This is a genomic window from Sphingomonas sp. VDB2 (assembly GCF_047946695.1).
Classification (GTDB): domain Bacteria; phylum Pseudomonadota; class Alphaproteobacteria; order Sphingomonadales; family Sphingomonadaceae; genus Sphingobium; species Sphingobium bisphenolicum.
Map to the genome: position 1 here is coordinate 2258623 of NZ_CP159615.1, position 26550 is coordinate 2285172.

22 protein-coding genes are annotated in these 26550 nt (G+C 59.0%); 11 read left to right on the forward strand and 11 right to left on the reverse strand.

Annotated features, from left to right (window positions below; all coding sequences use genetic code 11):
- Nucleotides 1–19: 19 nt before the first annotated feature.
- Nucleotides 20–1609 carry a class I adenylate-forming enzyme family protein gene (locus tag ABT375_RS11225; RefSeq protein WP_313231220.1) on the reverse strand — a complete coding sequence of 530 codons (1590 nt, stop codon included), beginning with the start codon at nucleotides 1607–1609 and terminating at the stop codon, nucleotides 20–22.
- A gap of 335 nt (nucleotides 1610–1944) precedes the next feature.
- Here ABT375_RS11225 and ABT375_RS11230 point away from each other — a divergent pair, with 335 nt between their 5' ends.
- Nucleotides 1945–2835 (forward strand): alpha/beta hydrolase, encoded by an 891-nt coding sequence (locus tag ABT375_RS11230; protein WP_284114479.1) that lies wholly within the window; start codon nucleotides 1945–1947, stop codon nucleotides 2833–2835.
- 75 nt (nucleotides 2836–2910) lie between these two features.
- Here ABT375_RS11230 and ABT375_RS11235 read toward each other — a convergent pair whose 3' ends face one another.
- The 3 genes from ABT375_RS11235 to ABT375_RS11245 all read right to left on the reverse strand — a co-directional run bounded on the left by ABT375_RS11235 (nucleotide 2911) and on the right by ABT375_RS11245 (nucleotide 6547).
- Nucleotides 2911–4077 (reverse strand): isovaleryl-CoA dehydrogenase, encoded by a 1167-nt coding sequence (locus ABT375_RS11235; RefSeq protein ID WP_284114480.1) that lies wholly within the window; start codon nucleotides 4075–4077, stop codon nucleotides 2911–2913.
- Nucleotides 4078–4138: 61 nt separating this feature from the next.
- A complete protein-coding gene (locus ABT375_RS11240; RefSeq protein WP_416462464.1) occupies nucleotides 4139–5452 on the reverse strand; it encodes an acyl-CoA dehydrogenase family protein in 1314 nt (437 codons plus the stop codon).
- Nucleotides 5453–5461: 9 nt separating this feature from the next.
- Nucleotides 5462–6547, reverse strand: coding sequence for a phosphotransferase (locus ABT375_RS11245; RefSeq protein ID WP_284114482.1), 1086 nt, complete (start codon nucleotides 6545–6547; stop codon nucleotides 5462–5464).
- Nucleotides 6548–6871: 324 nt separating this feature from the next.
- Between ABT375_RS11245 and ABT375_RS11250 the strand changes: the two genes are divergently transcribed.
- Both ABT375_RS11250 and ABT375_RS11255 read left to right on the forward strand, forming a co-directional pair.
- The gene (locus ABT375_RS11250) at nucleotides 6872–7654 is read left to right on the forward strand and encodes an SDR family NAD(P)-dependent oxidoreductase (RefSeq protein WP_416462465.1); all 783 of its coding nucleotides are present in this window, start codon (nucleotides 6872–6874) and stop codon (nucleotides 7652–7654) included.
- Nucleotides 7655–7877: 223 nt separating this feature from the next.
- The gene (locus ABT375_RS11255; RefSeq protein ID WP_284114484.1) at nucleotides 7878–8426 is read left to right on the forward strand and encodes a TetR/AcrR family transcriptional regulator; all 549 of its coding nucleotides are present in this window, start codon (nucleotides 7878–7880) and stop codon (nucleotides 8424–8426) included.
- A 33-nt stretch (nucleotides 8427–8459) separates the two neighbouring features.
- On the opposite strand, the gene ABT375_RS11260 is transcribed toward ABT375_RS11255, so the two are convergent.
- Nucleotides 8460–9962, reverse strand: a complete 1503-nt coding sequence (locus ABT375_RS11260) for a flavin-containing monooxygenase (RefSeq protein WP_416462466.1) — start codon at nucleotides 9960–9962, stop codon at nucleotides 8460–8462.
- A gap of 71 nt (nucleotides 9963–10033) precedes the next feature.
- Between ABT375_RS11260 and ABT375_RS11265 the strand changes: the two genes are divergently transcribed.
- The 6 genes from ABT375_RS11265 (at nucleotide 10034) to ABT375_RS11290 (ending at nucleotide 18853) form a co-directional block, all read left to right on the forward strand.
- Nucleotides 10034–10816 carry an SDR family oxidoreductase gene (locus ABT375_RS11265; RefSeq protein WP_284114486.1) on the forward strand — a complete coding sequence of 261 codons (783 nt, stop codon included), beginning with the start codon at nucleotides 10034–10036 and terminating at the stop codon, nucleotides 10814–10816.
- Between the two features lie 462 nt (nucleotides 10817–11278).
- On the forward strand, nucleotides 11279–13636 hold the full coding sequence (locus ABT375_RS11270) for a TonB-dependent receptor (protein ID WP_313231211.1): 2358 nt from the start codon (nucleotides 11279–11281) through the stop codon (nucleotides 13634–13636).
- A 136-nt stretch (nucleotides 13637–13772) separates the two neighbouring features.
- Complete coding sequence (locus tag ABT375_RS11275; protein WP_416462467.1) at nucleotides 13773–14540, forward strand: SDR family NAD(P)-dependent oxidoreductase; 768 nt, start codon at nucleotides 13773–13775, stop codon at nucleotides 14538–14540.
- Nucleotides 14541–14595: 55 nt separating this feature from the next.
- The gene (locus tag ABT375_RS11280; protein ID WP_416462468.1) at nucleotides 14596–15768 is read left to right on the forward strand and encodes an acetyl-CoA C-acyltransferase; all 1173 of its coding nucleotides are present in this window, start codon (nucleotides 14596–14598) and stop codon (nucleotides 15766–15768) included.
- A gap of 169 nt (nucleotides 15769–15937) precedes the next feature.
- Entirely contained in the window at nucleotides 15938–17872 is a 1935-nt protein-coding gene (gene acs, locus ABT375_RS11285; RefSeq protein ID WP_416462469.1) for an acetate--CoA ligase, read from the forward strand.
- 210 nt (nucleotides 17873–18082) lie between these two features.
- A complete protein-coding gene (locus ABT375_RS11290) occupies nucleotides 18083–18853 on the forward strand; it encodes a tyrosine-protein phosphatase (RefSeq protein WP_416462470.1) in 771 nt (256 codons plus the stop codon).
- A gap of 202 nt (nucleotides 18854–19055) precedes the next feature.
- On the opposite strand, the gene ABT375_RS11295 is transcribed toward ABT375_RS11290, so the two are convergent.
- From ABT375_RS11295 to ABT375_RS11305, 3 genes are read right to left on the reverse strand one after another with little or no spacing between them, the layout of a single operon-like run.
- The gene (locus tag ABT375_RS11295) at nucleotides 19056–19925 is read right to left on the reverse strand and encodes a 3-hydroxybutyryl-CoA dehydrogenase (protein ID WP_416464887.1); all 870 of its coding nucleotides are present in this window, start codon (nucleotides 19923–19925) and stop codon (nucleotides 19056–19058) included.
- 37 nt (nucleotides 19926–19962) lie between these two features.
- A complete protein-coding gene (bktB, locus tag ABT375_RS11300; protein ID WP_416462471.1) occupies nucleotides 19963–21144 on the reverse strand; it encodes a beta-ketothiolase BktB in 1182 nt (393 codons plus the stop codon).
- Between the two features lie 32 nt (nucleotides 21145–21176).
- Nucleotides 21177–22898 (reverse strand): acyl-CoA dehydrogenase, encoded by a 1722-nt coding sequence (locus tag ABT375_RS11305; RefSeq protein ID WP_416462472.1) that lies wholly within the window; start codon nucleotides 22896–22898, stop codon nucleotides 21177–21179.
- Nucleotides 22899–22999: 101 nt separating this feature from the next.
- Between ABT375_RS11305 and ABT375_RS11310 the strand changes: the two genes are divergently transcribed.
- Nucleotides 23000–23641 carry a TetR-like C-terminal domain-containing protein gene (locus ABT375_RS11310; RefSeq protein ID WP_416462473.1) on the forward strand — a complete coding sequence of 214 codons (642 nt, stop codon included), beginning with the start codon at nucleotides 23000–23002 and terminating at the stop codon, nucleotides 23639–23641.
- A 352-nt stretch (nucleotides 23642–23993) separates the two neighbouring features.
- On the opposite strand, the gene ABT375_RS11315 is transcribed toward ABT375_RS11310, so the two are convergent.
- Nucleotides 23994–24344 carry an ArsR/SmtB family transcription factor gene (locus ABT375_RS11315; RefSeq protein ID WP_416462474.1) on the reverse strand — a complete coding sequence of 117 codons (351 nt, stop codon included), beginning with the start codon at nucleotides 24342–24344 and terminating at the stop codon, nucleotides 23994–23996.
- Nucleotides 24345–24400: 56 nt separating this feature from the next.
- On the opposite strand from ABT375_RS11315, the gene ABT375_RS11320 reads away from it, so the two are divergent.
- Nucleotides 24401–25204, forward strand: coding sequence for a glucose 1-dehydrogenase (locus ABT375_RS11320; RefSeq protein ID WP_416462475.1), 804 nt, complete (start codon nucleotides 24401–24403; stop codon nucleotides 25202–25204).
- 51 nt (nucleotides 25205–25255) lie between these two features.
- Here ABT375_RS11320 and ABT375_RS11325 read toward each other — a convergent pair whose 3' ends face one another.
- Nucleotides 25256–25996 carry an SDR family NAD(P)-dependent oxidoreductase gene (locus ABT375_RS11325; protein WP_416462476.1) on the reverse strand — a complete coding sequence of 247 codons (741 nt, stop codon included), beginning with the start codon at nucleotides 25994–25996 and terminating at the stop codon, nucleotides 25256–25258.
- Nucleotides 25997–25998: 2 nt separating this feature from the next.
- Nucleotides 25999–26412: a DoxX family protein gene (locus ABT375_RS11330; RefSeq protein ID WP_416462477.1), complete on the reverse strand. Its 414-nt coding sequence runs from the start codon at nucleotides 26410–26412 to the stop codon at nucleotides 25999–26001.
- Between the last annotated feature and the right edge of the window lie 138 nt (nucleotides 26413–26550).

Here is a 26550-nt window from a genome sequence, read left to right on the forward strand (position 1 = left end):
CTCTCAATGATCGCCACGATCAGTCTCCGAACAGATTGAGGAAGCGGTCGCGCAGTTCGACCTTGCGCAGCTTGGACGTCGCGGTCAGAGGAAGGTCATCGACGAACTGGACCGCTTTGGGCACTTCGTGCGGAGCAAGCGCCGCCCTGCAATGGTCGAGGATCTCCCCCGCCTCCGCAGTTGAGCCGGGCTTCAGCATGACGACTGCCACCACTGCCTCTTGCCAGCGTGGATGCGGAACGCCGATAGCCGCCGCATTACCGATCGATGGGTGCTGCAACAGCACCTGCTCGACCTTGACCGAGGCAACATTCTCCCCGCCGCTCTTTATGATGTCCTTCAGGCGATCGACGAACAGCAATTGGCCATCCTCGTCGATCACGCCCAGGTCACCCGTATGATGCCATCCGAACCGTCGCGAATGCGCGGTCGCAGCCTCGTCCTTGTAATAGCCGAGCATCACGTTCGGACCGCGATGCACGATCTCGCCCACCTGGCCTGGAGGAAGCAGGGTGCCATCGTCGTCCATGATCGCCATATCGTTGACGATCGATGGTTCGCCCCAATAATTGCCCTCCTTGAGCAATTGCTGCTCCGGGCGCAGCATCGCTGTGCTGGGGTACATTTCGGTCTGGCCTGATGAAAGCACGAAGGTCGGGCAGAACTCGCTCAGCAGGCGCCGCAACAGCGGCCCCGGCATCGGCGCCATCGCGTAAATGCAGTAGCGCAGCGAAGAGAAGTCCGTCGTCATGCGGACCGGATGGTCCATCACCGCAGCATACATCATCGGCAATCCGACGAAGAAACTGACCTTTTCGTCCTCGATCGCCGCCAGCACCCGTCCGGGATCAAACCCGTTATGCAGCACCACGGTCGCACCGGCGGCCATGAACGTCGTGAAAAGGCAGTGCGCCGACACATGAAACAACGGCAGGACGATGAGGATGCGATCCTGGCGCGTCACCATCCATTCGCCGATGTTGCACATCACCGTCGCGTAGACGGCAAGATTGCAGTGCATTACGCCCTTCGGGCGCGACGTCGTCCCACTTGTGTACATGATCATCGCCAGGTCGCGCTCATGTATCGGCAGATCAGGTTCCTTTGGAGAAGCGCTCGAAAGCCTCGTGTCGAAAGCCTCGCCCAATGCCAGCACGGGCGGCGATCCCTCGGCCCCCTCCGGTATCACATTTTGGATATGCTCATCGGCGATGACGAAAGACGCCTCGGTGTGATTGAGAATATAGGCCCTGTCGTCCGCAGCAATCAGCGGGTTTATGGGCACCCAGACCAGCCCGGCCTTGTGCAAGCCGAAGATGACGATGATGAAGTCGATACTGTTGGAACAGATTGTGGCGATCCGATCGCCCGGCTTTGCGCCTTCGTTGCGCAACATGTTCGCACAACGGTTCGCCATCTCGTCCAGCTGGCCGAACGTTATCGTTCTCGACGGGGTTATCACCGCTGCCTTATCAGGAAATCGCCGCGCTGAGCGCCGCAGCAGGTCGCCTAAAGCGATGCGTCCAAGCCCTCCGGTCACCTCGGGCGAAGGTTCCAGCCCACGATCGACCAAAAAATGGACATCGACCGGCGCGCCGACGGGCAGCATTTGCGTCGTTTCAAGGCTAACGCTCACAACCCCTCCTCTACGCTAGTCCTGTTATTGACCCTCAGCGGACATGCGATCCTGCTGGCGATCCTCCACGCAGTTCCCGAGCGGCGCAATTGGACAGAGATCAAAGCAGGCATCGACATCCTCTATTCGTCCGTCTTTGCTCTTGGAGAGCGCGGATCTGATTGTCAGGCTATAAGCGTGCCTCTTCGATGGGTCAAGACTTGCTTGCGGCAAGCTAGTGAATTATCGATCGGATCGGCCTTGCCAGCGATGTCGCGGATTTTGCGCGATCGGCATGTTAAATAGCGTAAGAAACGGAGAGAGCAGCGATGTCTGAAGCACAACTTGAGCAGGTACTGGAGATGATTCGCACAGGGCCAGACCTTTCCGCCCTCGGTCCCGAGAAATTGCGTGAAGCCTATGACGAGTTGGGCGACATTACCCTACCTGACGAGGCGATCGCCTACGAAGCGATAGTAGCGAGCGGTGTCCCATGCGAGGTCGGCGTCTCACCGGGCGCACGCACCGATGCGACGATCGTGTATCTCCACGGTGGCGGCTATGTGTTTGGGTCACGAAAGTCGCATCGCGGGCTGGTTGCGCGTCTGGGCCAGGCTGCGGGCATCCGGACCATTGCACCCGATTATCGGCTCGCGCCTGAGCATGTCTTTCCCGCCGCTGTCGACGATGCATTTGCCGTCTACAAATGGCTGCTGGCTGACGGCACCCCAGCTCACAAGATCGTCTTTGGCGGCGACTCAGCGGGTGCGGGTCTCACGCTGGGGACGATGCTGCGGTGCAAGTCCGAAGGCGTGCCACTGCCAAAAGCCGCGGTCCTGTTTTCTCCCTTTGTGGATATGGGCGTGACCGGCGACAGCGTTCAGGAAAACAAGGATCGCGACCTGCTGGTCAGCTTCGACGGAGCATTCGGTCTCGCAGCGACCTATATGGCGGGCGCGGATTTGAAGTCCCCCGAAGCATCGCCCATATTTGCAGATCTTGCGGGCCTGCCGCCCTTGCTCATCCATGTCGGCGGCAATGAAGCGATCCTCGACGACGCCTTGAGGTTGGCACGGCGCGCCATCATGGCCGACGTTTCGGTGCGCCTGCGCGCCTATCCCAAGCTGCCGCACGTGTGGCAGCTCTATTCTGCAATGCTCGACGAGGGCGAGGAGTCCTTGCAAGAAGCAGGCGCATTTCTCGCAAGCCAAATCGGCTGACGCGACAAACAAGGAGCCGGGCAGGCAACAAGTGCCTGCCCGGCTGTCGATTTCAAATTCAAACCGATGCCATGATCACTGCGCCAGGCGCTCGGCCTCGCCGATCAGTTCACGACCGATCAGCATACGACGGATCTCGTTCGTGCCGGCACCGATGTCGAGCAGCTTGGCATCGCGATAGAAGCGTTCCACCGGCCAGTCCTTGGTGTAGCCCGCACCACCGAGCGCCTGGACCGCCTCATTGGCGACCCGCACCGTATTTTCGCTGGCCAGCAGAATTGCGGCGGCAGCGTCGAACCGCGTCGTTCGGCCAGCGTCACAGCTTCGTGCCACGGCATAAATATAGGCGCGGCATGAATTAAGCGCGACATACATATCCGCCACCTTCGCCTGAATGAGCTGAAAATGGCCGATGGGCTGGCCAAATTGCTTGCGCTCCCGCACGTAGGGCAGAACGACGTCGAGACAGGCCTGCATGATGCCCAGCGGTATGCCGGCCAGGACGGCACGCTCATAGTCCAGCCCGCTCATCAGCACGCCGACGCCGCCGTTCACCGGACCCAGCGCATTTTCTTGCGGGACTTCGCAATTGTCGAATACCAACTCGGCCGTGGGGGAACCGCGCATGCCCATCTTGTCGATCTTCTGGCCGATCGAAAAACCCGGCATGTTCTTTTCGATGATGAACGCCGTAATGCCCCGACTGCCTTCGCCGGTCTTTGCATACACGACCAGTGTGTCGGCATAGGTAGCATTGGTGATCCAGAATTTGGTGCCGTTGAGGACATAGCCGCTGCTTGTGGCCTCCGCCTTCAGCTTCATCGACACGACGTCGGAACCCGCGCCTGCCTCCGACATCGCGAGACTGCCGAGATGTTCGCCAGAGATAAGCTTGGGCAAATATTTCGCTTTTTGCTCAGGCGACCCCCAGCGGGCAATCTGATTGATGCACAAATTGGTATGCGCACCGTAGCTGAGCCCGATCGCGCCGGACGCACGAGCGATTTCCTCGCACGCTATGACATGTTCCAGATAACCGAGGCCGAGACCGCCATCTTGCTCATCGACGGTGATGCCGTGCAGGCCGAGCTCACCCATGCTCGTCCAAAGCTCGTCGCGCGGAAACCAATCCTCCGCATCGATCCTCTTGGCCAGTGGCGCAATCTTGTCGGTCGCGAAACGGCAAGTCGTTTCGCGGATCATGTCGGCGGATTCGCCGAGATCGAAGTCAAACATCTGCATAAATCGCTCCGAAAGCTGTGAAAGTGTTGGTCTTTGATCCGTTCAGGTTCGACGGCCCCGGTTAATGCGCGCCAGCGTGCGGAGCGGGCCACAGGCTCGCCGCGGCCACCGCATCGGCTTCTTCAAGGGTCAATCCCTTGCCGCCGGAGCCATCTGACTGGCCATCGCCTGCGGCATGGCGACGCAGTTCGAGTTTGGCGATTTGGTTGCGATGAACCTCGTCCGGACCGTCAGCCAAACGCAATATCCGCGCGTTGGCGAACGCTGCGGCAAGGAAGTGGTCATTATTGGTGCCACCGCCGCCGAACAGTTGCATAGCCCAGTCGATGACCTGCTGCGCCATTGTAGGCGCTATGACCTTGATCATCGCGATTTCCTGGCGTGCAGCCTTGTTGCCGACAGTGTCCATCATCCACGCGGCGCGCATCGTCAGCAGCCGCGCCTGCTCAATCATGATCCGCGACTGCGCTATACGTTCCAGCGTTACGCTCTGCTCGGACAGCGGACTGCCGAACGCTACCCGTTCAGTCGCTCGTCGACACATCCGCTCCAGGACGCGCTCACTCAGGCCGATGAGCCGCATGCAATGGTGGATGCGTCCCGGGCCTAGCCGTCCTTGTGCGATCTCAAACCCCCGCCCTTCGCCCAGCAGCATGTTGGATGCGGGCACGCGCACATCTTCGAACACGACTTCCGCAGGCCGATCGGGGGTTCCGTAAAATCCGAGCATAGGTAGGGCACGGACGACACGGACGCCCGCAGCATTGCGCGGCACGAGTATCATCGACTGAGCCTTGTGACGATCCGCGAGAGCGTCACCGGTTCGGCCCATGAAGATGAAGACGGCGCAGCGGGGATCTGTGGCGCCGGACGTATACCATTTCCTGCCATTAATGACGTAATCGTCACCGTCGCGGACGATTTGAGCAGCGATGTTCGTCGCATCGGAGGACGCCACCGCCGGCTCGGTCATCGCAAAGGACGATCGGGTTTCCCCTGCCAGCAACGGCTCGAGATAGCGCGCCTTCTGTTCTGCCGTGCCGTAGCGCAGCAATGTTTCCATGTTGCCGGTATCGGGTGCGGAGCAGTTGAATATTTCGGGCGCAAACAAGGACCGGCCCATCACTGCACATAGCGGGGCATATTCGACATTGGTCAGCCCGTCCCCGCCGTGACCAGCGGGAAGAAAGAGATTCCATAATCCTTCCGCCCGGGCGCGCGCCTTGAGCTCCTCGATGCCGGGATAGATCGCCCATGGACCCAGCCGTTCGGCATCCAGATACAGATCGCGTTCTATCGGATAGAGATGGTCCGCCATGAACGTCTGCAGGCGCTGCTGCAATTCCAGGCTTCTGGCGCTTTGAGTGATATCCACGCTAATTCCTTACAATGCTGGAGCGCCGGCCCGGCGCGCTTGCTCCCAAGCCAGTTCGGCTAGTTCCGGAAGGGCCTTCACACGTTCGGCAGCGTCGGGCGAAGCTGCCGTTCCCCTGACCAGACGGCCCTTGATCCCGTGAAAAATTGCTGCGATCCGAAAGAAGGAAAACGCCACGAAAAAGTCATAGTCCGCAGTGTCCGCGAGCCCGACGCGCTCGGCGTAAAGCGCCAGATATTCCTTCTCGGAAGGGACGTTCAGCTTAGCAATATCCTCGCCTGCCAATCCGGCAACGATGTGACTGGGCATGCGATACATGGTTGCATGATAAGCGAAGTCCGCCAGAGGATGACCCAGCGTTGCCAGTTCCCAGTCCAGAACCGCGACGATACGCGGTTCCGTCGGGTGAAAGATCATATTGTCGCAGCGAAAATCGCCATGGACAATTGCCGCCCTGGCCTCGTTTCGCGGTCGGGCATGTTCGAGCCAGTTGATCAGCCTGTCCATGTTCGGATCGCGGCCAGCGGCGGTATCGGCGATATATTGTTCGGAAAGCCGCTTTATCTGCCGCTCGACATAGCCGGTCGGCCGACCGAAGCCATCAAGGCCGATTGAGGCGGGTTCGATCGCATGGAGGTCTGCAATCGTGGTGTTCATCGCCATGAAGTAATCGGATCGATCGCTGACCCCGACGTCGGGAAAGGTAGCGTCCCAGAAGATGCGCCCGTCGACCAGTTCCATCAGGTAGAACATCGTGCCGATCACGTCGGTATCGAGACACACCCCGAATATACGGGCCACCGGAACGCGGGTATCGGCCAGCTTGCCTTGCACAAGAGCCTCCCGATCGACGGCATGCGCCCCTTTCAGGAGCACACCGGAGGGTTGCCGCCGCAGCACATATGACCGCTCGGGCGTGGTGACGAGATAGGTGGGGTTTGATTGTCCGCCGCGAAATTGCCTGACGCTGATGGGGCCATCATGCCCATCCACATTCTCGCTCATCCAGCGCGCGAGGCCTGATTCGTCAAACTGTTGGGCTTCCCGGACAGGAATGATGCCTGCATGCACAGCCGTATTTGCAAGTTCAGCCACCTGGAAATCCTCTCTCATCCCGACACTTTCAGTCGTTGCCTCGCTATGTATCTTGCTTGCTTGCGTCTAGCAAGATACATAGCGAGGCAACAGCATTTTTCGGCACCATGTTAGGAAGTAGTGCGTCGGGCAGGAGTTTATAGGTCCAAGCCTGTCGAGCGAACTATCTCATTGCGCGAGATAGATGCTGGTTATTGCTTGATACAATCAAATGGAGCGCGCCTTGGAGGCAGTCGTTGTGGGTCAAAGTCGTACGCCATTGGCCCTGACCTTTTGCCCGCACCATCGCAGCGCAACCCGCAAATCTAGGATGAGGAAACCAGCATGAAAATTTCAGGATGCGCGGCCGTCGTCACGGGCGGAGCAGGTGGCCTGGGTGAAGCAACCGCGCGTGCACTAGCGGACGCCGGTGCCAAGGTCGCGATCTTCGATGTCAATGCGGTATTGGGCGCGCAGGTTGCTGCGGCCATCGGAGGCATCTTCTGTCAAGTCGATGTCACCGATGAGACGTCCGTTGCCGAAGGATTTGTTAAGGCTCGTCAGGCTCACGGGCAGGAGCGCATTCTGGTAAATTGTGCCGGAACCGGCAGCGCCTTCAAAACCGCGTGGCGCGCCCGTGAAACGGGGGAGATCAGTCATTTCCCTCTCGATGCGTTCCAGAGGATGATACAGATCAATCTGGTCGGCACGTTCATCTGCATTGTCAAATCGACAGCAGGGATGCTGGCGCTGGAGCCATTCGAGGAGGACGCCGCCCGGGGCGTTGTGGTGAATACGGCGTCCGTCGCCGCCGAGGATGGGCAGGCCGGCCAGGCAGCTTATTCTGCCGCCAAGGCCGGGATCGTCGGAATGACGTTGGCAATCGCCCGCGATTTCATGATGGACGGCATTCGCGTTAACACCATTTTGCCCGGCACTTTTGACACACCGCTGCTTCATTCCGCCCCTGAGGCAGTCAGGCAGCGATTGATTGACAATGTGCCTTACCCCCGGCGGATGGGCCACCCGGCCGAGTATGCCAGCCTGGTGCTCGAAATCTGCCGCAATGCCTATTTGAATGGCGAAGATATCCGGCTGGATGGCGCATTAAGAATGCCGCCGCGGTAAAGTCACACGGGACGCGCGGCTTTGAAGCATCTTCAGCGCGCAGATTCACATTCCTTGCGTCAAACAAGTGAACGAACTAAGGTCGCCTTCACCGTTTAACGAGGATTGAAGAGTGGCGACATCGCGGCGATTGCAACCGGAGACGACTACAGCAGTAAAGCGGCGACGCCTCACACAGGCGGAGCGTACATCCATATCTGACGGCAGGATGCTGGATGCCGCAATGACGCTTGTCGCCGAGCGGGGGACACAGAGCACGACGTTGCGGGAGGTCGGCGAGCTTGCCGGATACAGCCGTGGCTTGGCCAGCAATCGCTTTGGTTCCAAGGATGTCTTGTTTGCGGAGCTGATCGACATCTTTAACAAGCGCTGGAAAAGCGAGTTGCGCGCGTTTGTGGGCAGCAAGACCGGCCTGGACGCCTTTTCGGCGTCGGTCGAAAGCGGCATTCATTACCTCACCGAGAACAGCGACTATGTCCGGGCGATGTTCATTCTCTATTATGAAACAGTAGCAAGCAGTACTGTCATGCGCGAACGACTGGCCGAGCAGCACGGCGCCTACCGGCGCGCGGTCGAACGCTATATTCGCGAAGGAATAGAGGATGGCACGATCAGGAAGTCAGCTGTGCCGAGCCGGGTCGCACTTCAGTACACGTCGTTTTTCTTCGGCCTTGTATACCAGTGGCTGACCAACCCCGACAAAGTCGATTTCAAAAGTGCCCTGCATGATTTTCGTGATGCGATCATCGCGCTCATCGGTGAGCCGCGTTGATCGCATCGACAAGAACAGGCACAACCGCCCTATTCACCTTGCCAGCTTGAACTCCTCATAACGTGGCTCGCGCAGTATCTCACGATATGAGTCAGGCGTGCCGGTCCAAGTCTCTGGCATGCCGTTTTCGTCCATATACCAGTTCGTGCAACCCGAAATCCATATTGTCGACGGTACGGCGGACTTCACCTTCTGCAAAAACTCGTCCAGAGCCTCCGGCTTTGATTCGATCGAGTGGTATCCGTTCTCCGCGCAGAATTTGATAACCTTGACGATATGGTCGACGATCGCTTCCGAATAGGCTATCGCGCTGAAATTGCCTCGCGGCGAATGCGGGCCGCCGACAAGCATGAAATTCGGAAAGCCCGGAACATGCACAGAAAGGTGAGCGCCGGTCTGCCCTTCCCACACCTTGGTCAGCGATTCGCCGCGGGCGTTGGTCAGTTCAATCGGGCGATGATAGGCTCGTGCGTCGAACCCGGTGGCGAAGATGATGACGTCCAGTTCGTGCAGGCGGCCGGATTGATCGACTATGCCCTGCTCAGTCGCGCGAACGATGCCGTCGCGGACGATCTCGACATTGGGCCGTGATACCGCCGGGTAAAATGCAGTCGACATCACCATGCGCTTGCACAGGGGTTCATCGGGCGGTGTCAGCTTCCTGCGCAGTTCCGGGTCTTTGATCCGACCTAGATGCCATTTGCACATGCTCGACAAGAATTTACGCTGCCACCCATTTTTGATGACCGCCTCGGCGAACACATGCTCGAAAAACCAGCCATAAAATCTTCCAGCAGCGCGTCCGATCCAGGGCATCGCACGGACTATTTTCCGCTCCATATCGCCAAAGCGGCGGTTGGGCAGCGGAAATATCCATTGTGGCGTCCTGATGAACGCCGTCAGATCGACACCCTGGTTGGCGAGCGCTGCAATCAACTGAGTACCGGTTGACCCACTACCGATCACGCCCACGCGCTTGTCGCTGAGATCGATGCCGTCCATCCATTGGGCCGAATGAAACTTGGCGCCCTCAAAGTCGTCCAGCCCCTCGATCCTGGGAAATGCGGGGACATGAAGTGGTCCGGTCGCCGCGACGAGGAAATCGACTGTGTCGAGATGCCCTTCGACCGTTTCCAGATGCCACTTCCGGCCATCGAACCTGCACCCGGTCACCTTCGTGCCGAAAACAATATCTCGCCGCAGATCATATTTGTCGGCGACCTTGAGCATATATGACTGGATTTCTCCACCCAGTGCGAGCCGGTGGCTCCAGCCCGGATTATGTTCGAACGAGTAATTATAATGGTGCGCCGGCACATCGCAGGCGACGCCCGGATACCGATTCTCGCGCCATGTGCCGCCGACCTCGTTCGCTTTTTCATAGATGACGATGTCGTCAAGCCCGGCTTCCCGCAGCTTGATCGCCTGCATCATGCCTGCAGCACCGGCGCCGATAATCGCAGTGCGCGGGCGATATGCGGCTTTTCCATTCCGCGCTTCACCCATTGCCGGGCCTCCAGCTATGTCGCTTTGCATTGACCTCTCCACTTGTTTGTCACACGCTAGTATCTTCACAGCGATCTGACAAGATGATTGGGACACCTGCAATGAGTTCGTTAGCCCGCGTCGGCGGAAAGAAAGCACTGGTAACCGGTGCCGCGCAAGGATTGGGCGCTGCCTCCGCACAGATGCTCGCACGACACGGCGCGCAGGTCCTTTTGACCGACGTCAACGAGGCAGGGGCGCAGCGGGTAGCCGAGTCCATCAATATCGAAATGGGCAAAGAAGTCGCCTGGGCGGCCCGCCATGACGTGACCAGCGCCGATGACTGGACGGAAGCGCTCGACCAAGCCGTTCTGCTCATGGGTGGCGTGTCTGTACTGGTGAACAATGCTGGTCTGGTAATGACAGGCTCTGTCGAAGATCTTGAACTCGATCAATGGCACCGCGTCATGCAGGTCAACACGGACAGCGTCTTTTTGGGGTGCAAGATTGCGCTTCCATATCTGCGTGACAGCCAGCCCGGCTCGATCATCAACCTGTCGTCGATGGCGGGGTTGATGGCTTCGCCCAACCTCGCTGCCTACAACGCTTCCAAGGCCGCTGTCTGGCTGCTCACAAAATCGGTTGCACTGCTCACAGCAAAACGCGGCTGGGATATCCGTTGCAACTCGATCCACCCTACATTCATCCGTACGCCGATGCTCGATATCTTCCGGGGAGACCGGGAAGAAGCGGCCATGCTGGAACGACTTGCGCGCCAAGTGCCGGTGGGAAGACTCGGCGAGCCCGACGATGTGGCATACGCCGTCCTGTACCTCGCGTCGGATGAAAGTCGTTTCATCACTGCATCCGAACTCAAGGTGGATGGTGGCATTTCAGCAACATAATTCGCTTCGTAAAATACTTGCTTGCGGCTAGCTAGCTATATAGCTACACGTGAGAGACCTTCAGCGCAGATTGAAGTGGAGAGGATGATTGGACAGCGATGCGCCTATTGCCGCAAAGGCAACGATCATGCGGGACTGGCGGCCTCATGCACATTCTCCCGGCGAGCCACGCCCCCCGAAAATATCCGGAGGGCATGATTTGTATCTGGAAATTAAAGTGTGGGCGTGCCGAACAGCCGTATTATCTGGTCCACCCAAGGTTTCTTGCAAGTCGCACTCGCCCCTTTACGGCAATCCTGCAAAACAAACTCATAAGCAGAGCCGTAATTCTATCGGGTTAAAATCATTTCGGCGCAGCATGATTCCGGGTCCGGTGCATCGGTATTCTCACCAGGCACATGGCATATTTTCTCTTCATGAGGTCCAAGCAACAATATCAAATATAAACTAGGGAGAGGTTGAATGAGCCTTGTTAAGCACGCGCTATTGGGCGCCAGCATCACTACTATGGTCATTGCCAATCAGGCATATGCTCAGACCGCTGCTCCTCCTGCAGGTGCCGCGGTCGCCGATATCGTCGTCACAGCCAACAAGCGCGAGCAGCGTCTTAATGATGTTGGCATCACCGTTGCGGTGCTCTCCGGGAACGCACTACAGCGGCAGCAGATCAACTCGCTTGCCGATCTAGCCAATGCCACTCCAAGCCTGTCGTTCACCAACAGCGCAAACGGCACACCCGTTTACACCCTGCGCGGCGTCGGCTTCTATGAGACATCGCTGGGCGCCTATCCCACCGTCAGCACCTATGTCGACGAAGCGCCTCTGCCCTTCCCTGTTCTCTCTTCGCACTCGGCGTACGATCTTGAACGGGTCGAGGTGCTAAAGGGACCGCAGGGTACGCTTTTTGGACAGAATGCGACGGGCGGCGCGATCAACTACATCGCAGCGAAGCCCACTAGCGAATTGCATGCAGGCGCCAATGTTTCATATGGTCGTTTCAACGAAGTTGTCGCCGACGCCTTTATCAGCGGCCCGATCTCTTCGACATTGAAAGCCCGCCTCGCGGGTCGCGTCGAACGCGCCGACGGCTGGCAGGTGAGCAATTCACGCCCCGGCGACCGCAATGGCAAGGTCCGCAATTATATGGGTCGGTTGCTGATCGACTTTCAACCGACCGACCGCCTTCGCTTCGGCCTCAACGTCAACGGGTGGAAGGACGAGGGCGAAACCCAGGCGCCGCAATATATCGCCTATCAGTATCAGGCGCCTGCCTTCGTCACGCCCGCACTCGTAAACTCGCAATTTTCACCAGAGAAGCCGCGTGCGGCGGACTGGACCCCAGGCGTGCCCCGGCGCGACAACCGGATGGGTCAGATATCGCTTCGGTCCGAACTTGATCTGACAGACGACATTACCGTTACGTCGTTGACCTCCTACGTCGATTACAAGCAGCGTCAGGGCAACGAGGGCGATGGTTTGCCCATCCGCACGCTCGATCTGCCCCGTGATGACGGTCGCATCAAGAGTTTCAACCAGGAACTTCGCATCTCCAACGCCAGCAATTCGAGCTTTCGTTGGGTCGTCGGCGGCAATTATGAGCGCAGCAAGGTGTTTCAGGTCCAGGACCTGACCTTTCCGGATGTATCCGTGCGTGGCCTTTACGGCACTTTCGGATATCCCTTTTCTTCGTTGTCCTATTACAACGATCAGAAAATGCGGAATTATGCCGGTTTCGCCAACGCCGAATATGACATCGGCAAGCTGACGATCAAACTCGGCGGTCGATACACAAAATCACGGACTGATGCCAACGCCTGCAACTACGACCCGTCGGGCGATCCGCGCAACACGGGTCCGTTGTTCTTCGACGTTCTGCTTGGTGGCGCGTTCGGTCCCTATAACGGCCAATGCTATCAGATCAACAATCTGCCAATGGCGGTCGGGGGCGTAAATCCCGGATCCCCCGGCGCTTATGTGAGTTCGCTCAAGCAGGACAATTTCTCCTGGCGCGTTGGCGTCGACTGGAAGGCCAGTCCCGACGTGCTGATCTATGCAAACGTGGCGAAGGGCTACAAGACAGGTGGTTTCCCAGTGCTTTCGGCCTCCTTGTTCAGCCAGTATCTGCCCGTAACCCAAGAATCCGTTCAGTCTTATGAGGGCGGCATCAAAGCGACGCTGCTGGAACGCACGCTTCAGTTGAACGCGTCTGTTTTTTACTATGATTATACCGACAAGCAGCTGCGTTCAAAATTTGTCGATCCTAACTTTGGCATTCTTGACGTACTTCAGAATATTCCCAAGTCGGAAGTGAAGGGTTTCGAGCTTGAAATGAGTATTAGGCCGACACCTGGTCTGGTCGTCAACAACACATTTACCTATCTGGATGCGAGTATCAAACGCTTCAGTGGCATCAATGCTGCGGGCGTAGCCGCGAATTTTGCCGGCGCGAGCGTCCCCTACACGCCTAAGTTCCAGATCGGCAGTAATATCGATTATGATTTCCCGCTTACGAGCAGTCTGAATGGATTTATCGGCACAAGCGTGAACTTCCGCTCGAACACGGTCGCGACCATCGGTGGGGAGATCAACCCTCCTGCGGCTGCGCCACAGTCGAAGAGGATCTTCGGGGTCGCCGATTACACGCTGGTCGATCTGCGTGCAGGCATTGCGGCACCCGACGACCGCTGGCGCGTTACGATCTGGGGCAAGAATGTGTTCAACGAATATTATTGGAACAACGTCGTCGCCGCGTTCGATACGATCGGTCGCTACGCCGGCAAGCCTGCCACGTACGGCGTGAGCGTCGCCTTCCGCTACTAAGTTTTTTTCGTCCACAGGCCGCGTCTCTGCTGCCTGGCGAGATGCGGCCGCCATGAAGCATGATCCGATCCGGCAGATTGGATCATGCTTCCGGCCAGTTCAACATCATGACCATGAGATCATAGGAGTATCGAGTATGACCGACAGGCTGAAAGGCAAGGTTGCCGTTATTTCCGGCGGCGCATCGGGGATCGGCGCGGCGACGGCTCGACTGTTCGTGGCAGAGGGCGCGCGCGTGATCGTCGCTGATCTGCAGGAACCGCTCGATACTGCGCTGGCGGATCTGCTCGTTTCGAATCCCGAGGCGGCAAAGTTCAGGCATTGCGACGTTTCCGTCGAAGCGGACGTCGTTGCTGCCATCGACGACGCCGTCGCGACATGGGGTCGGCTGGACACAACTGTTGCGTGCGCCGGCGTACCGGGACAGGGCGCGGCGGCGGATATTACCGCTGACCATTGGGACAGGACCTTCGCCATCAATGCGCGCGGCGTATTCCTGTTCACGAAGTACGCGATCCCCCACATGATCAAAGCTGGCGGCGGATCGATCATCAATATCTCGTCAGCTTTCGGAATTGTCGGCGGACCTCATTTCGCCGCCTATGCCGCCTCGAAGGGCGCAGTTCGCAATTTTTCTAAAGCAACCGCGATCGACTATGTCGGACACGGTATTCGGTCGAACTCTGTTCATCCAGGCTATATCGACACCCCCATGGTTCAGAACATCGTCAACAACGCCCCTGACACCGGCGCCGCGCAGTCGATGTTCAATGCCCTTCAACCGGGGGGACGTGGCGGCGTGCCAGAAGACATTGCCTGGGGCTGCGTCTATTTGGCCTCGGATGAAGCCCGTTTCGTGACGGGAACGGAACTTGTTATCGATGGCGGCCTGCTGGCGCGATAGCGGTCGGCGCTGCATCCGACAATTCGCGACCATTTCCTGAAAGAAAGACCTCCCCATGCGTGATGCCGTCATCGTTTCCACGGCCCGGACACCGATCGGTCGTGCCTATCGTGGCGCATTCAACGCCACCCCCTCCCCAACACTGGCAGCGCACGCGATCCGCGCCGCAGTCGCACGGTCGGGCCTCAGTCCCGACGAAGTAGACGATGTCATCCTGGGTTGCTCGCTGCCGCAAGGCGTGCAGCAGACGATCGGTAGGACGGCAGCACTGCGCGCGGGCCTGCCCGTATCGGTATCGGGTATGACAATGGATCGGCAATGTTCATCGGGCCTGATGACGATCGCGACGGCGGCCAAGCAGGTCATCGTGGATCGGATGGACGCTGTTGTGGCAGGAGGGGTCGAATCGATCTCGATGGTGCAGACCCCGGCGCTGCGTTCCGACACCGACCCCGAACTGCTCGCCATGATGCCCGACATCTATATGCCGATGCTCCAGACTGCGGAGATGGTGGCAAGCCGCTACGGCATTTCCCGAGACCGGCAGGATGCCTACGCGCTCCAGTCACAACAACGCACCGCCGCAGCGCAGGCGGCGGGCGCGTTCGATGACGAGATCATATCCGTGACAGCGACGATGGCGGTCGCCGACAAGGCCACCGGCGTGACCTCGCACAGGGAGGTGACGCTCACGCGCGACGAGGGCAATCGGCCGGAAACGACGGCGGAAGGCCTGGCCAGTCTGAAGCCAGTCGTCGAGGGCGGCGTGATTACCGCAGGGAACGCATCGCAATTTTCCGATGGCGCGTCGGCTTGTGTCATCATGACCAGCGACCTTGCCGCAGCCCGCGGGCTGATGCCGCTTGGCCGCTATGTCGGCATGGCGGTCGCGGGCACTGAACCCGACGAAATGGGGATCGGTCCTGTCTTCGCCATACCTAAACTGTTGTCTCGTTTCGGCCTGAGCATGGCCGACATTGGCCTGTGGGAGTTGAACGAGGCGTTTGCGGTCCAGGTGCTCTATTGCCAGGATGTGCTCGGCATTCCTGACGAGATACTCAACGTCAATGGTGGAGCAATTTCGATCGGCCATCCTTACGGCATGTCCGGAGCGCGCATGACTGGCCATGCCCTGATCGAAGGACGCAGGCGCGGTGCAAAATATGTCGTCGTCACGATGTGCGTTGGTGGCGGAATGGGCGCGGCCGGGCTTTTCGAGGTACTCTGAGAACATTATCTCAGCACGCTCTCCGCCTTGGCAGCGATCGCTATTTAGCGACCGAGACCCCTTGGGGGATAAGGCTATCTTCACTGTCGCCGATAGCCCGACGGGCAGACTGAAATAAGCTCGTCGCCGAGTAAACAAGGCGTTGGGACATCGTTGATCGGAGCCGTGAATGACCGATATATATCCAGTGCCACCGGACTGGGCCATGCACACGCGCACGAATGCCGAACAATATGCGGCATCCTACGATCGCTCTTTGAACGACGCGGACAAGTTTTGGTTGGAAGAGGCGGCGCGGCTCGACTGGATAGTACCCCCGACCAGAGCGAGTGAAAGCTCGTTTCACGCCGCTGACTTCGGCGTAAAGTGGTTCGCCGATGGCCTTCTCAACGTTTCGGTCAACTGCATCGATCGCCATCTCAGGCTACACGCCGATCGCGTCGCAATCATCTGGGAACCCGATATCCCGAGCGAAGAGCCGCGCCATTATACTTATCAGCAACTACATGACGAGGTGTGCCGCCTCGCCAATGTTCTGAAGAAGCAGGGCGTGCAGAAGGGCGATCGCGTCACCATCTACCTGCCCATGATACCCGAGGCGGCGTTCGCGCTGCTCGCCTGCGCGCGCATCGGCGCGATCCATTCGGTGGTGTTCGGGGGCTTCTCCCCCGATGCGCTTGCCGGTCGGATCACTGATTGCGATTCCAGGCTTGTAATTACCGCCGATTACGGCCGCCGCGGCGGCAAGCTGGTGCCGCTCAAAGCCAATGTCGATGAGGCGGCTAAGCAGTGCCTCAGTCTCACGTCGGTGATCGTGGTCCAGGCGACCGGCGACGACGTGACGATGCAGCCAGGCCGCGACATTTGGTATCATGAAGCAGCAGTTGAGGTTCCCGCAACCTGCGATCCCGAGCCGATGAATGCCGAGGACTCGCTGTTCATCCTCTACACATCGGGGTCGACCGGCAAGCCCAAGGGGGTGCTACACACGTCGGGTGGCTATTTGCTCTGGGCAAGCCTGACCCATGACGTTTGTTTTAATTACCAGCCCGAAGAGGTGTTCTGGTGCGCCGCCGATGTCGGCTGGGTCACCGGCCACACCTATATCGTCTATGGCCCGCTCGCCAATGCGGCGACCACGCTGATGTTCGAAGGTGTGCCGACCTGGCCCGACGCGAGCCGCATCTGGCAGGTGGTCGATCGCCATCAGGTCACCACTCTCTTTACCGCGCCCACCGCGTTGCGCGCGCTGATGAAGGAAGGCGACGATTATGTCGCAACAACCTCGCGCAGGTCGCTCAAGCTGCTCGGCTCGGTTGGCGAGCCTATCAATCCGGAGGCATGGCGCTGGTATCATGAGGTCGTCGGCGAAAGCCGCTGCCCGATCATAGACATGTGGTGGCAGACCGAGACCGGCGGCGGCATGATCTCTCCCTTGCCGGGCGCCACCGCGCTCAAGCCGGGATCGGCGACGAAGCCATTTTTCGGCGTCGCGCCGCAGTTGATCGATGCTGATGGCAAGGTGCTGGAGGGTGCGACCGAGGGCAACCTCGTTATCACGCGGAGCTGGCCGGGGCAGATGCGCACTGTTTGGGGCGATCATGACCGCTTCTTTCAGACCTATTTCGCGACCTATCCCGGTACATATTTCACCGGCGACGGCTGCCGCCGTGATGAGGACGGCTATTACTGGATCACTGGCCGGGTCGATGACGTCATCAACGTCTCTGGCCACCGCATGGGCACTGCCGAGGTCGAATCCGCGCTCGTCCTCCATGCAAAAGTCGCGGAAGCTGCGGTGGTCGGCTTTCCGCATGCCATCAAAGGGCAGGGCATCTACGCCTATGTCACGCTGAACGCTGGCGAAGATTCGAGCGAACCGTTGCGTAGGGAATTGCGCGACTGGGTCCGCACAGAGATTGGCCCGATCGCGACGCCCGATGCGATCCAGTTCACACCCGGCCTGCCTAAAACGCGATCGGGCAAGATCATGCGCCGCATCCTGCGTAAGATCGCAGAAGGGGACGTCTCGTCGCTCGGTGACACCTCGACGTTGGCGGATCCGGCGGTGGTCGAAAGTCTTATCGCCGATCGAATGAGCTGATACCAATGCTTCCTTTGATCCTTTGTGATATGCTTCCTATGTTTGAAACCATCATGATCTTGACCGCAATTAACCCGGCAAGCGTCACAATCGCATATAATGCATGTCGCAAACATCTGCTCATCCCGCCTGCGCGCAAGATAATCGTTTCGCCCGCGTTGAGTCGGCTAAAGCCGCGGACAGGGTTTTTGCGATAGTGATCGAGCGATCGTGACCATCTCCGAAATTGCCCGCTTCTCGCGCATTCTTCCTGTCGAAGGCGGACTGAACCTCCGCGACATGGGGGGATATGTTGCAGCTGAGGGTCGCCGCGTTAAGACCGGCGTTATTTACCGCTCCGGGCAAATGGCGAACCTGAGTCCAGCAGGGGCAGCGCACATGGCTGCGCTTGGGATTCGAAGCATCGTTGACTTTCGCCGCCAGTCTGAATGCGCGGCTCAACCCACCGCATGGCACCTCGGCACCGGCACCGACTATTGGTCATCGGCCCAGGACGTGCTTAGCGGTGAGTTAGATGGCGTGGTGAGAAGCAATGCGGCAACGGCGGACGCGATGCGTACAGCCATGTTACGGCTATACCGCGACCTGCCACATAAGCACGTCGGCAGTTACAGGCATATGTTTAGCCGACTTGCCGGGGGGCATGTGCCGCTCCTTTTTAATTGCGCCGCAGGCAAGGATCGCACCGGGGTTGCAGCGGCCTTGATCCTTCATGCCCTTGGCGCTTCCCGCGACATGATCTTCGCCGACTATCTCTTGACCAACGATGCCGACTTATCTTCCCTTATTGGGTCCAAGGGCCGGTTCAGTCGCTTACCAGATGCTGTCCGAGAAGCGCTTTTGATTGCCGATGCCGGGTATCTCGAGGCGCTTTTCAGCGAACTTGAGACCGCGTTCGGAGGTGTCGATGCATATCTCACGCACGCATTAGGCGTTGATGCTACGATGCGTACCGAGTTACGGAACGTCCTGCTCGAATAAGCACATCACCGTCCTTTTCGGCTTGATTATGCAGGAACTTTGACGTCAGCGATCATTCTGTATTCGTTGCCCTCCATCTACGTCACACCATCGCTACCCCGACTCTGCGTTGGAAGGTTTTTATTCTACGGAATATGCGACGCGAAAGGCTCCGCTAGCATCCGCGCTCGCGGATATTACTTATGATGAGCATCCTGTAATATCATCGCGTCGGTACCGGCTCGCCAGACGTGTAATCATAGAAGCCGCGCCCGCTTTTCCGGCCATACCAACCTGCTTCTACATATTTCACCAGCAATGGCGCAGGGCGGTATTTGGGGTCGCCAAAGCCCTCCTGCATAACGCGCATGATGGCGAGGAGCGTATCCAGGCCGACAAAATCCGCTAGCGTGAGCGGCCCCATCGGGTGATTTGCACCGAGTTTCATGCCCTGGTCGATGTCGCGCACAGACCCGATGCCTTCGCCTAGAGCGAAAATCGCTTCGTTCAAAAGCGGACACAATATCCGGTTTACGAGGAACGAGGGTGAGTCCTGAGCCTCGATCATCGTCTTGCCAATCGCAGCGACGAATTCACTTGCGATCTGCATAGTCGCATCTCCGGTCGCCAGCCCACGGATCACCTCAACCAGCCCCATCATCGGCACCGGATTGAAGAAGTGCAAGCCGATGAAGCGATCCGGCCGATCTGTCATAGCTGCCAATCTGGTGATCGAGATAGACGACGTGTTGGTAGCAAGGACGCTGTCCTGAGCCAATTTCGGACAGAGATCGGCAAACATTTTCGTCTTCAGCGCCTCATTCTCGGTCGCCGCTTCGATCACGAGCGCTGCATCCGCGAACCGGTCGGTATCAACGGTCAAGAAGATGCGATCGAGCGAAGAAACCATCTCCGCGTCTGTGAGTATGCCCTTGGCAACCTGCCGCGCCAAATTATTTGCGATCGATGCCTTGCCTCTCTCCGCGCGGTCCATCGCCACTTCTGAGAGGATCACGTCGTAGCCTGCTACCGCCGCGACGTGCGCGATGCCGCTGCCCATCAATCCGCCGCCAATTACGCCAATGGTTTGCATAGTCACCTCTTGCTCCCTGAAATCATGTGATGGCCGATCAGGCCCGTTCCAGCACCAGCGCTATGCCCTGCCCCCCGCCGATGCACATGGTGACGAGCGCGTAGCGCCCTCCGGTACGCTGTAACTCGTACATCGCCTTTACCGTGATGATCGCACCCGTCGCACCGACCGGATGGCCCAGTGCAATGCCGGAACCGTTGGGATTAACCTTAGCCGGATCATAGCCAAGTTCATTGGCTACGGCACAAGCCTGCGCAGCGAATGCCTCGTTGGATTCGATCACGTCGATTTGGTCGAGTGTCAGGCCCGCGCGCTCAAGAGCGATCGGCACTGCCTGGACCGGCCCGATCCCCATGATGTCTGGATCCACACCTGCATGACCCCAGCCAAGGATCTTGGCCATCGGGGTCAAATTTCGCGCGCTGATCATCGTCTCCGAGGCGAGCAGGACGGCAGCGGCACCGTCGTTGATACCCGAGGAATTTCCGGCGGTAACCGAGCCGTCCTTTCGGAACGCTGGCTTAAGTCCAGCAAGCGAGTCCGCAGTAGTCTCGATCCTGACATGCTCATCCGTTGCGAACGTGACGGTGCCCTTCCCACTCTTGACTTCGACCGGCAGGATTTGCTCAGAGAAACGTCCTTCGGCGATAGCAACACTGGCGCGCCGATGACTTTGCGCGGCCATCGCGTCTTGCTGCTCGCGGGAGACCCCGTAGCGTTCCGCAACATTTTCAGCGGTTACGCCCATATGGAACCCCCCGAAGGGATCAGTCAGCGACTCTACCATGGCGTCGATCAGGCGGCCGTCGCCCATACGCTGGCCCCAGCGGCCACTGGTTAAAATATGTGGGGACCGACTCATGCTTTCCGCGCCGCCGGCGATGGCGACGTCATATTCGCCCAGTGCGATCCCCCGTGCCGCTGTGATGATCGCCTCTACCGAGGATCCGCATAGGCGATTGAGAGTGAGTGCGGGTGTCGAGGTCGGAATCCCGGCGTTCACAGCGATCACGCGGGCCAGATAAGCATCCTTCGGCTCGGATGGTATCACCTGACCTATCACGACATGCTGGACGTCGGCAGGAACAAGACCTGAGCGCCGGACGGCTTCGGCGACAACTTGGCGACCAAGTTCCGCAGGCGAGACGCCCTTCAATGCGCCGCCAAAGTCGCCGATGGCGGTACGGACGCCGGAAACAAGGAAGATCGGCTGTGTCATGGTGTTGCACTCACTTGCTGGAAAGGACGGATTCAGGCCGCGAACTGGTCTTCGCTAATGGCGTACAGCGGAGCGGCGCCCGCCGTTGCCGCGCTGAGCAGCGCGCCCGCTTGCGGCAGGATCTGCGTGATGAAGAAGCTGGCCGTCGCTATCTTGGTGCGCAGAAACGGAAGATCGTCGGCGGTGCCGCCGGCAATCCGCTCGCAGGCGATACGAGCCTGCCGGGCCAGGAGATACCCGCCCATCAGGATGCCAAACATCCGCAGATAGGGCGATGCTCCCGCCGTCACATCCTGCGCGTCGCTCTGATCAAGCATCCATTTGGTTGCATGCGTAAGCGCGGACAGCGCCGCCTCCAGCGGCGCTTGCAGTGCGGCCGTTTCGGGTGTCGCCCCGGCAAGGTCTATCTCGGTTGCTATCTCGGCGAATAGCGCCTCCCAGCGGCCCTGGCGCAGTTTGCGCCCAACCAGATCCATCGCCTGGATGCCATTGGTCCCTTCGTATATCGGTGCTATCCGGGCATCTCGGAAATGCTGCGCAGCGCCAGTCTCCTCGATAAAGCCCATACCTCCAAAGACCTGTATGCCCAGGCTCGCTACCTCGACGCCCATGTCGGTCGCATAGGCCTTGGTGACAGGCGTCAGAAGATCGGCCAGCATCTGTGCTTGGGCGTCGCCGGAATGCCCGCGATCGACGGCTGCGGCATTGAAATAGGCCAGCGCCCGAATGGCCTCGGTCGTAGCGCGCATCGTCAGGATCATCCGGCGGACATCGGGATAGTCGATGATGCGCAAACCCTGAACACGCTCGCGGGCGTAGCCGAGAGCCGCCTGATAGGCGCGCTCGGCGATACCGACCCCTTGCAATCCCACATTGATCCGCGCGTGATTCATCATCGTGAACATCGCACGCATACCGCCATTCTCGGCGCCAACCATATAGCCGACGCAGCCGTCCGCATCCCCGAAACTCATCGTGCAGGTCGGAGACGCATGGATGCCAAGCTTGTGTTCGATGGAAACACACCGCAAGTCGTTGCGCACGCCGTCCTCCAGAAATTTGGGAACAAGGAACAGCGAGATCCCCTTGGTTCCGGCCGGAGAACCCGGGGTGCGAGCCAGCACGAGATGGACAATGTTTTCAGCCAGATCATGTTCGCCCCAGGTGATGAAGATCTTGCTGCCCTTGATTCGCCAGCTACCGTCGGCAGCAGGTTCAGCGCGGGTCCTAAGAGCGCCGACGTCAGATCCAGCTTGCGGCTCAGTCAGGTTCATCGTGCCCGTCCACTCGCCCGACACCAGCTTCGTCAGATAAAGGGCGTTCAGATCGTCAGAGGCATGCGACTGAAGCGCCTCAATCGCGCCAAGGGTCAGCATCATGTTTAGCGCGAAGGCCATGTTCGCCGCAGTCAGTTGTTCCTGCACGGCCAAAGCCAGGACGAAAGGCAAGCCCTGACCGCCCCATCGCGGATCTGAGCCTAGCGAACCCCAGCCTCCGGCAACATATTGGCGAAAGGCCGAAGCATAGCCGTCGGGCAGCGACACTTCCCCATTGCGCCACACAGAACCCTCAATGTCCCCTATTTTGTTGAGGGGTGCAAACACCTGTTCAGCCAGCTTCGCGGACTCATCGAGTACGGCTTCAATCAGTTCCGGAGTGGCAGCGGTGAAGGCTGGCAGACTCGCGATGCCCTCAATATTGCCAATCGTTTCGAGAACAAATAGCTGCTCGACGAGGGGTGCGCGGAAGGACATTCTAAAGCTCCAGAACAATTCGGCAACAATGAGTTACTAGGTAACGATGTTTCTAAAGATTGGAATTATCAAGTCTGGTGTGATTGTGCAATGACGCGACCATGACAAAATTCGCACAGCCGGGCCGGCGCATCGACATTGGGAGAGATCGCGACGCCTTCCGCCTGCACGTCCGCGAGACGGTTTTGGTAGCTGCGGCGTCGATTCTGCGTAATGACGGTCCCGCAGCCCTGACGTTGCGCCGTGTCGCGCAAGACGTCGGCGCATCCACAAAGGTTATCTACACCACGTTCGGCGGCAAAGATGGTTTGTTCGATGCCCTATATCTGCGCAGCTATGCGGGATTGCAGGCGGCAATGGAAATGGCTTCGTCTGCTCAAGATGCCGAGACAAGGCTGCGGTCGATATGCGATGCTTATCGGGACTATGCCTTGGCCGAACCTGGATTTTACAACGTAATGTACGGGGATCTAGGGCGATCCTGGCAGGCACCCCCGGAAAGTCGGGCACAAGCTGGGCAGACTTTTCGAATCCTTCGAGAGGCGGTCGCCGCGATGCGACCATCCTGCCCTTCAGACAACGTGATTCAAATAACAAGACAGCTTTGGGCAGCCATGCACGGCCTTGTAAGCTTACAAATGCGTGGCCTGCTATCTGACGAGGAGGATTTTGACACCCTTTTCCACGATACGGTTGCAGTGATTTACAATGGTTCGCTTTCGGGCGGTAAGACAGAGATCTAATGGGTTGATGAATTGCTGAATGATCCATCAACCGCGTGCATTCAGCACTAAATTCGGGCCCTAGGCATTCGACAAACGACCAAGGCTACTGGAAATGCCAGCCCATTCGAAAACGTCCTGCCTGCCCCAGCCTATCACAGGTTTCGACGAGTGCCTTCTGCGCCATGAGCCCCCCATCCCGCTGGTCAGCGCAACCGCAGGGATCATCTCTCCACATCTTCCGTAGTAGCAACCAAGGAATTTCACGAATACGCCGGTTTCGCCGCGCTTGAGCTGCTTGACGCCAAGCCGATGGCAAATGCAGTGCCGCTATACAAAAGCCGCTGCGACAACATGGGTCAGCCTTCCCATGCTAGTCGGTCGACACCGTCCCCTTGGAATCGACGCCTGCATAAGCGTTGATGATCGCGCCGATCAGGCCGGGAAATCGTGCATTCACCTCGGCGAAGCGCGCGTGATTGCGCATCTCGATACCATGGCGCTCGCTACGGATCAGTCCGGCCTCCCGCAGCACTTTGAAATGGTTGGATAACGACGACTTCGGAATAACTCGATCGCCCAGCGCCGCGACATTCGAACAGGCTTCGACGACGCCGGTCGTCAGAATCTTCGCCAGGATGGCGGCCCGGTTGGGGTCCGACAGGGCGTGCAGGATCGCCTGGGGTTCTACGTCTTCGATCGCGGGGTGGAAAAATGGTCTCATCCTCTCTCCCCTAGCAGACATTGACGCGCAGTTCCATAGTTCCTATATTCGGAACTATGGAACTGCGGCTACCGAGCCGTGGCCATCCTCGCTTAGACACAAGGACAGCAGAAATGACGAAATTAGCAGGTAAAGTGGCCGTCGTAACCGGCGCATCCAAAGGCATTGGTGCCGGGATCGCCAAGGCGCTGGCGACGGACGGCGCCTCTGTCGTCGTCAACTATGCGTCGAGTAAAGAAGGCGCGAATACGGTCGTTGCAGCGATTGTCGCGGCAGGTGGAAAAGCTATCGCAATCCAGGGCGACGTCTCGATCGCAGCCGAGGCGCAGGGCCTGATAGAAGCAGCCGTAGCCGAATTCGGGCGGCTCGACATTCTGGTCAACAATTCGGGCGTCTGGGATGTCGCGCCGGTCGAGTTGTTTACCGAGGCACAATATCGGCGGCTGTTCGACGTCAACGTGCTCGGCACTTTGCTGACGACGCAGGCGGCGATCAAGCATCTTCAGGATGGCGGCAGCATCGTCAACATCTCGTCTTCGATCACGACATTGCGGACGCCGGGCACCGCGCTCTACACCGCCACCAAGGCTGCGGTGAACGCCATATCGGGCGTGTTGATGAAGGAACTCGCACCGCGCGGCATTCGCGTCAACGTCGTCAGTCCGGGCTTTGTCGTGACCGAAGGCACGAAAGCTGCTGGAATCGCGGGTTCCGCGATGGAGGCGGGCATTGTGTCGCAAACGCCGCTTGGCCGCGCTGGCACGCCCGATGACATTAGCCGCGTGGTCGCTTTCCTTTCTTCCGACGATGCGCGCTTCGTGACGGGAGAGGAACTCTTTGCAAGCGGCGGCCTGCGCTGACGCCAAGGTGCGGGCGCGGGGTCAACATACCCGCGCGCCCGCACGGCTCTTTCATCGTGCGCCGTCGATGACCATGCCGCCGTCGGGTGTGAGCGTGTAGCCAGTCAGGTATCGCGCATCCTCACTGGCAAGGAACAGGACGACCGGGGCAATATCCGCTTCAGGTGATCCATAACGAGCAAGCGCGTTGGCGGGCGGGGGCACATCGACATCGCCCCATGTCTCGGCCACGGGCTGGACATTGTTGACGGTGATACCGTCCGCGCCCCATTCGCGCGCTGCGGTACGGGTCAGTGCCCGCGTCGCTTCCTTTGCCATGTTGTAAGGCGCATAGGGTGCCATGCCCGTCAGCGCGGCGGGCGAGCCGAAGTTGATCACGCGGCCTGCGGCACTCGCCTTCAAATGCGGATAACAGGCCTGCATCATCCGGAGGCTGGCGATCGGGCCGGTATCGAAATTGCGCTGCAACTGCTCGACCGAAAGCTCGGCCACCGAAGACATGACGGCCGCAGGATCGAACGCATTGTTGACGAGGATGTCCACCCCGCCGAACGCTTCGACGACGGCGGCGACCGCAGCGGTGATCTGACCGGCATTGGCTACATCACATTGTATGCCAAGCGCAATGCCGCCCGCTGCCTCGATCGCGGCGGCGACCGCATCATTCCCCTCTGCTGTGCGGGACAGGACAGCGACTTTCGCGCCTTCCGCCGCGAAGAGTTTGGCGGTGGCGCGACCGATGCCGCGGCTCGCGCCTGTAATGATAGCAATTTTTCCTTCGAGACGACCCATGGTCAGTTCCTTGTCATGATGGTGAGGGAGGAGGCAGCCGGCGCGTAGGGCGACGGCATTTCGCGCGCTGTATTTTGGGTGGCGAACGACGCGATGAGCAGAATGAGGCCCACGACCGCGGGTATCGCACTGCCCGGCTTGCGCACGCCGAGATGCGCAATGCCCGACAACAGCAGGTGATAGAGGATGCCGGCATAGGCCAGATCGCTCAGTGCGACGTTGAGGCGCGAAAGGATGGTCAGCACCGCGAGGATCTTGATCGCGGCCATGACCGGGACGAGATAGGCGGCGTGGTAGCCAAGCCCCCGAAGCACTTCCCGCACATAATCACGCCTGGCGAGATAGAGTCCGGCGGATGACAGATACAGCACCGACAGCATCACGGTGCTGATCCAATAGGCGTAGGTTTGGACCATGTTCTTTCCTGGTGACGGCACTGTTCGCCTGACCACATTCGAGTTCGCAACAGGCCGTCAGGGGATTTCATTACCCCCCCCGACCAGCGGTCTTGGTATAAATTGTAATGCACAATGAATTTGTGCAAGTAGGATGGA

Excerpts from the sequence above, each read along its gene's own strand:
- ABT375_RS11280 (WP_416462468.1), top strand. The coding sequence starts at position 14,596 with ATGCGTGATGCCGTCATCGTTTCCACGGCCCGGACACCGATCGGTCGT.
- ABT375_RS11275 (WP_416462467.1), top strand. The coding sequence starts at position 13,773 with ATGACCGACAGGCTGAAAGGCAAGGTTGCCGTTATTTCCGGCGGCGCA.
- ABT375_RS11260 (WP_416462466.1), bottom strand. The coding sequence starts at position 9,962 with ATGCAAAGCGACATAGCTGGAGGCCCGGCAATGGGTGAAGCGCGGAAT.
- ABT375_RS11265 (WP_284114486.1), top strand. The coding sequence starts at position 10,034 with ATGAGTTCGTTAGCCCGCGTCGGCGGAAAGAAAGCACTGGTAACCGGT.
- ABT375_RS11305 (WP_416462472.1), bottom strand. The coding sequence starts at position 22,898 with ATGTCCTTCCGCGCACCCCTCGTCGAGCAGCTATTTGTTCTCGAAACG.
- ABT375_RS11230 (WP_284114479.1), top strand. The coding sequence starts at position 1,945 with ATGTCTGAAGCACAACTTGAGCAGGTACTGGAGATGATTCGCACAGGG.
- bktB (WP_416462471.1), bottom strand. The coding sequence starts at position 21,144 with ATGACACAGCCGATCTTCCTTGTTTCCGGCGTCCGTACCGCCATCGGC.
- ABT375_RS11325 (WP_416462476.1), bottom strand. The coding sequence starts at position 25,996 with ATGGGTCGTCTCGAAGGAAAAATTGCTATCATTACAGGCGCGAGCCGC.
- ABT375_RS11315 (WP_416462474.1), bottom strand. The coding sequence starts at position 24,344 with ATGAGACCATTTTTCCACCCCGCGATCGAAGACGTAGAACCCCAGGCG.
- acs (WP_416462469.1), top strand. The coding sequence starts at position 15,938 with ATGACCGATATATATCCAGTGCCACCGGACTGGGCCATGCACACGCGC.
- ABT375_RS11320 (WP_416462475.1), top strand. The coding sequence starts at position 24,401 with ATGGAACTGCGGCTACCGAGCCGTGGCCATCCTCGCTTAGACACAAGG.
- ABT375_RS11270 (WP_313231211.1), top strand. The coding sequence starts at position 11,279 with ATGAGCCTTGTTAAGCACGCGCTATTGGGCGCCAGCATCACTACTATG.
- ABT375_RS11235 (WP_284114480.1), bottom strand. The coding sequence starts at position 4,077 with ATGCAGATGTTTGACTTCGATCTCGGCGAATCCGCCGACATGATCCGC.
- ABT375_RS11295 (WP_416464887.1), bottom strand. The coding sequence starts at position 19,925 with ATGCAAACCATTGGCGTAATTGGCGGCGGATTGATGGGCAGCGGCATC.
- ABT375_RS11330 (WP_416462477.1), bottom strand. The coding sequence starts at position 26,412 with ATGGTCCAAACCTACGCCTATTGGATCAGCACCGTGATGCTGTCGGTG.
- ABT375_RS11225 (WP_313231220.1), bottom strand. The coding sequence starts at position 1,609 with ATGCTGCCCGTCGGCGCGCCGGTCGATGTCCATTTTTTGGTCGATCGT.
- ABT375_RS11250 (WP_416462465.1), top strand. The coding sequence starts at position 6,872 with ATGAAAATTTCAGGATGCGCGGCCGTCGTCACGGGCGGAGCAGGTGGC.
- ABT375_RS11255 (WP_284114484.1), top strand. The coding sequence starts at position 7,878 with ATGACGCTTGTCGCCGAGCGGGGGACACAGAGCACGACGTTGCGGGAG.
- ABT375_RS11310 (WP_416462473.1), top strand. The coding sequence starts at position 23,000 with ATGACAAAATTCGCACAGCCGGGCCGGCGCATCGACATTGGGAGAGAT.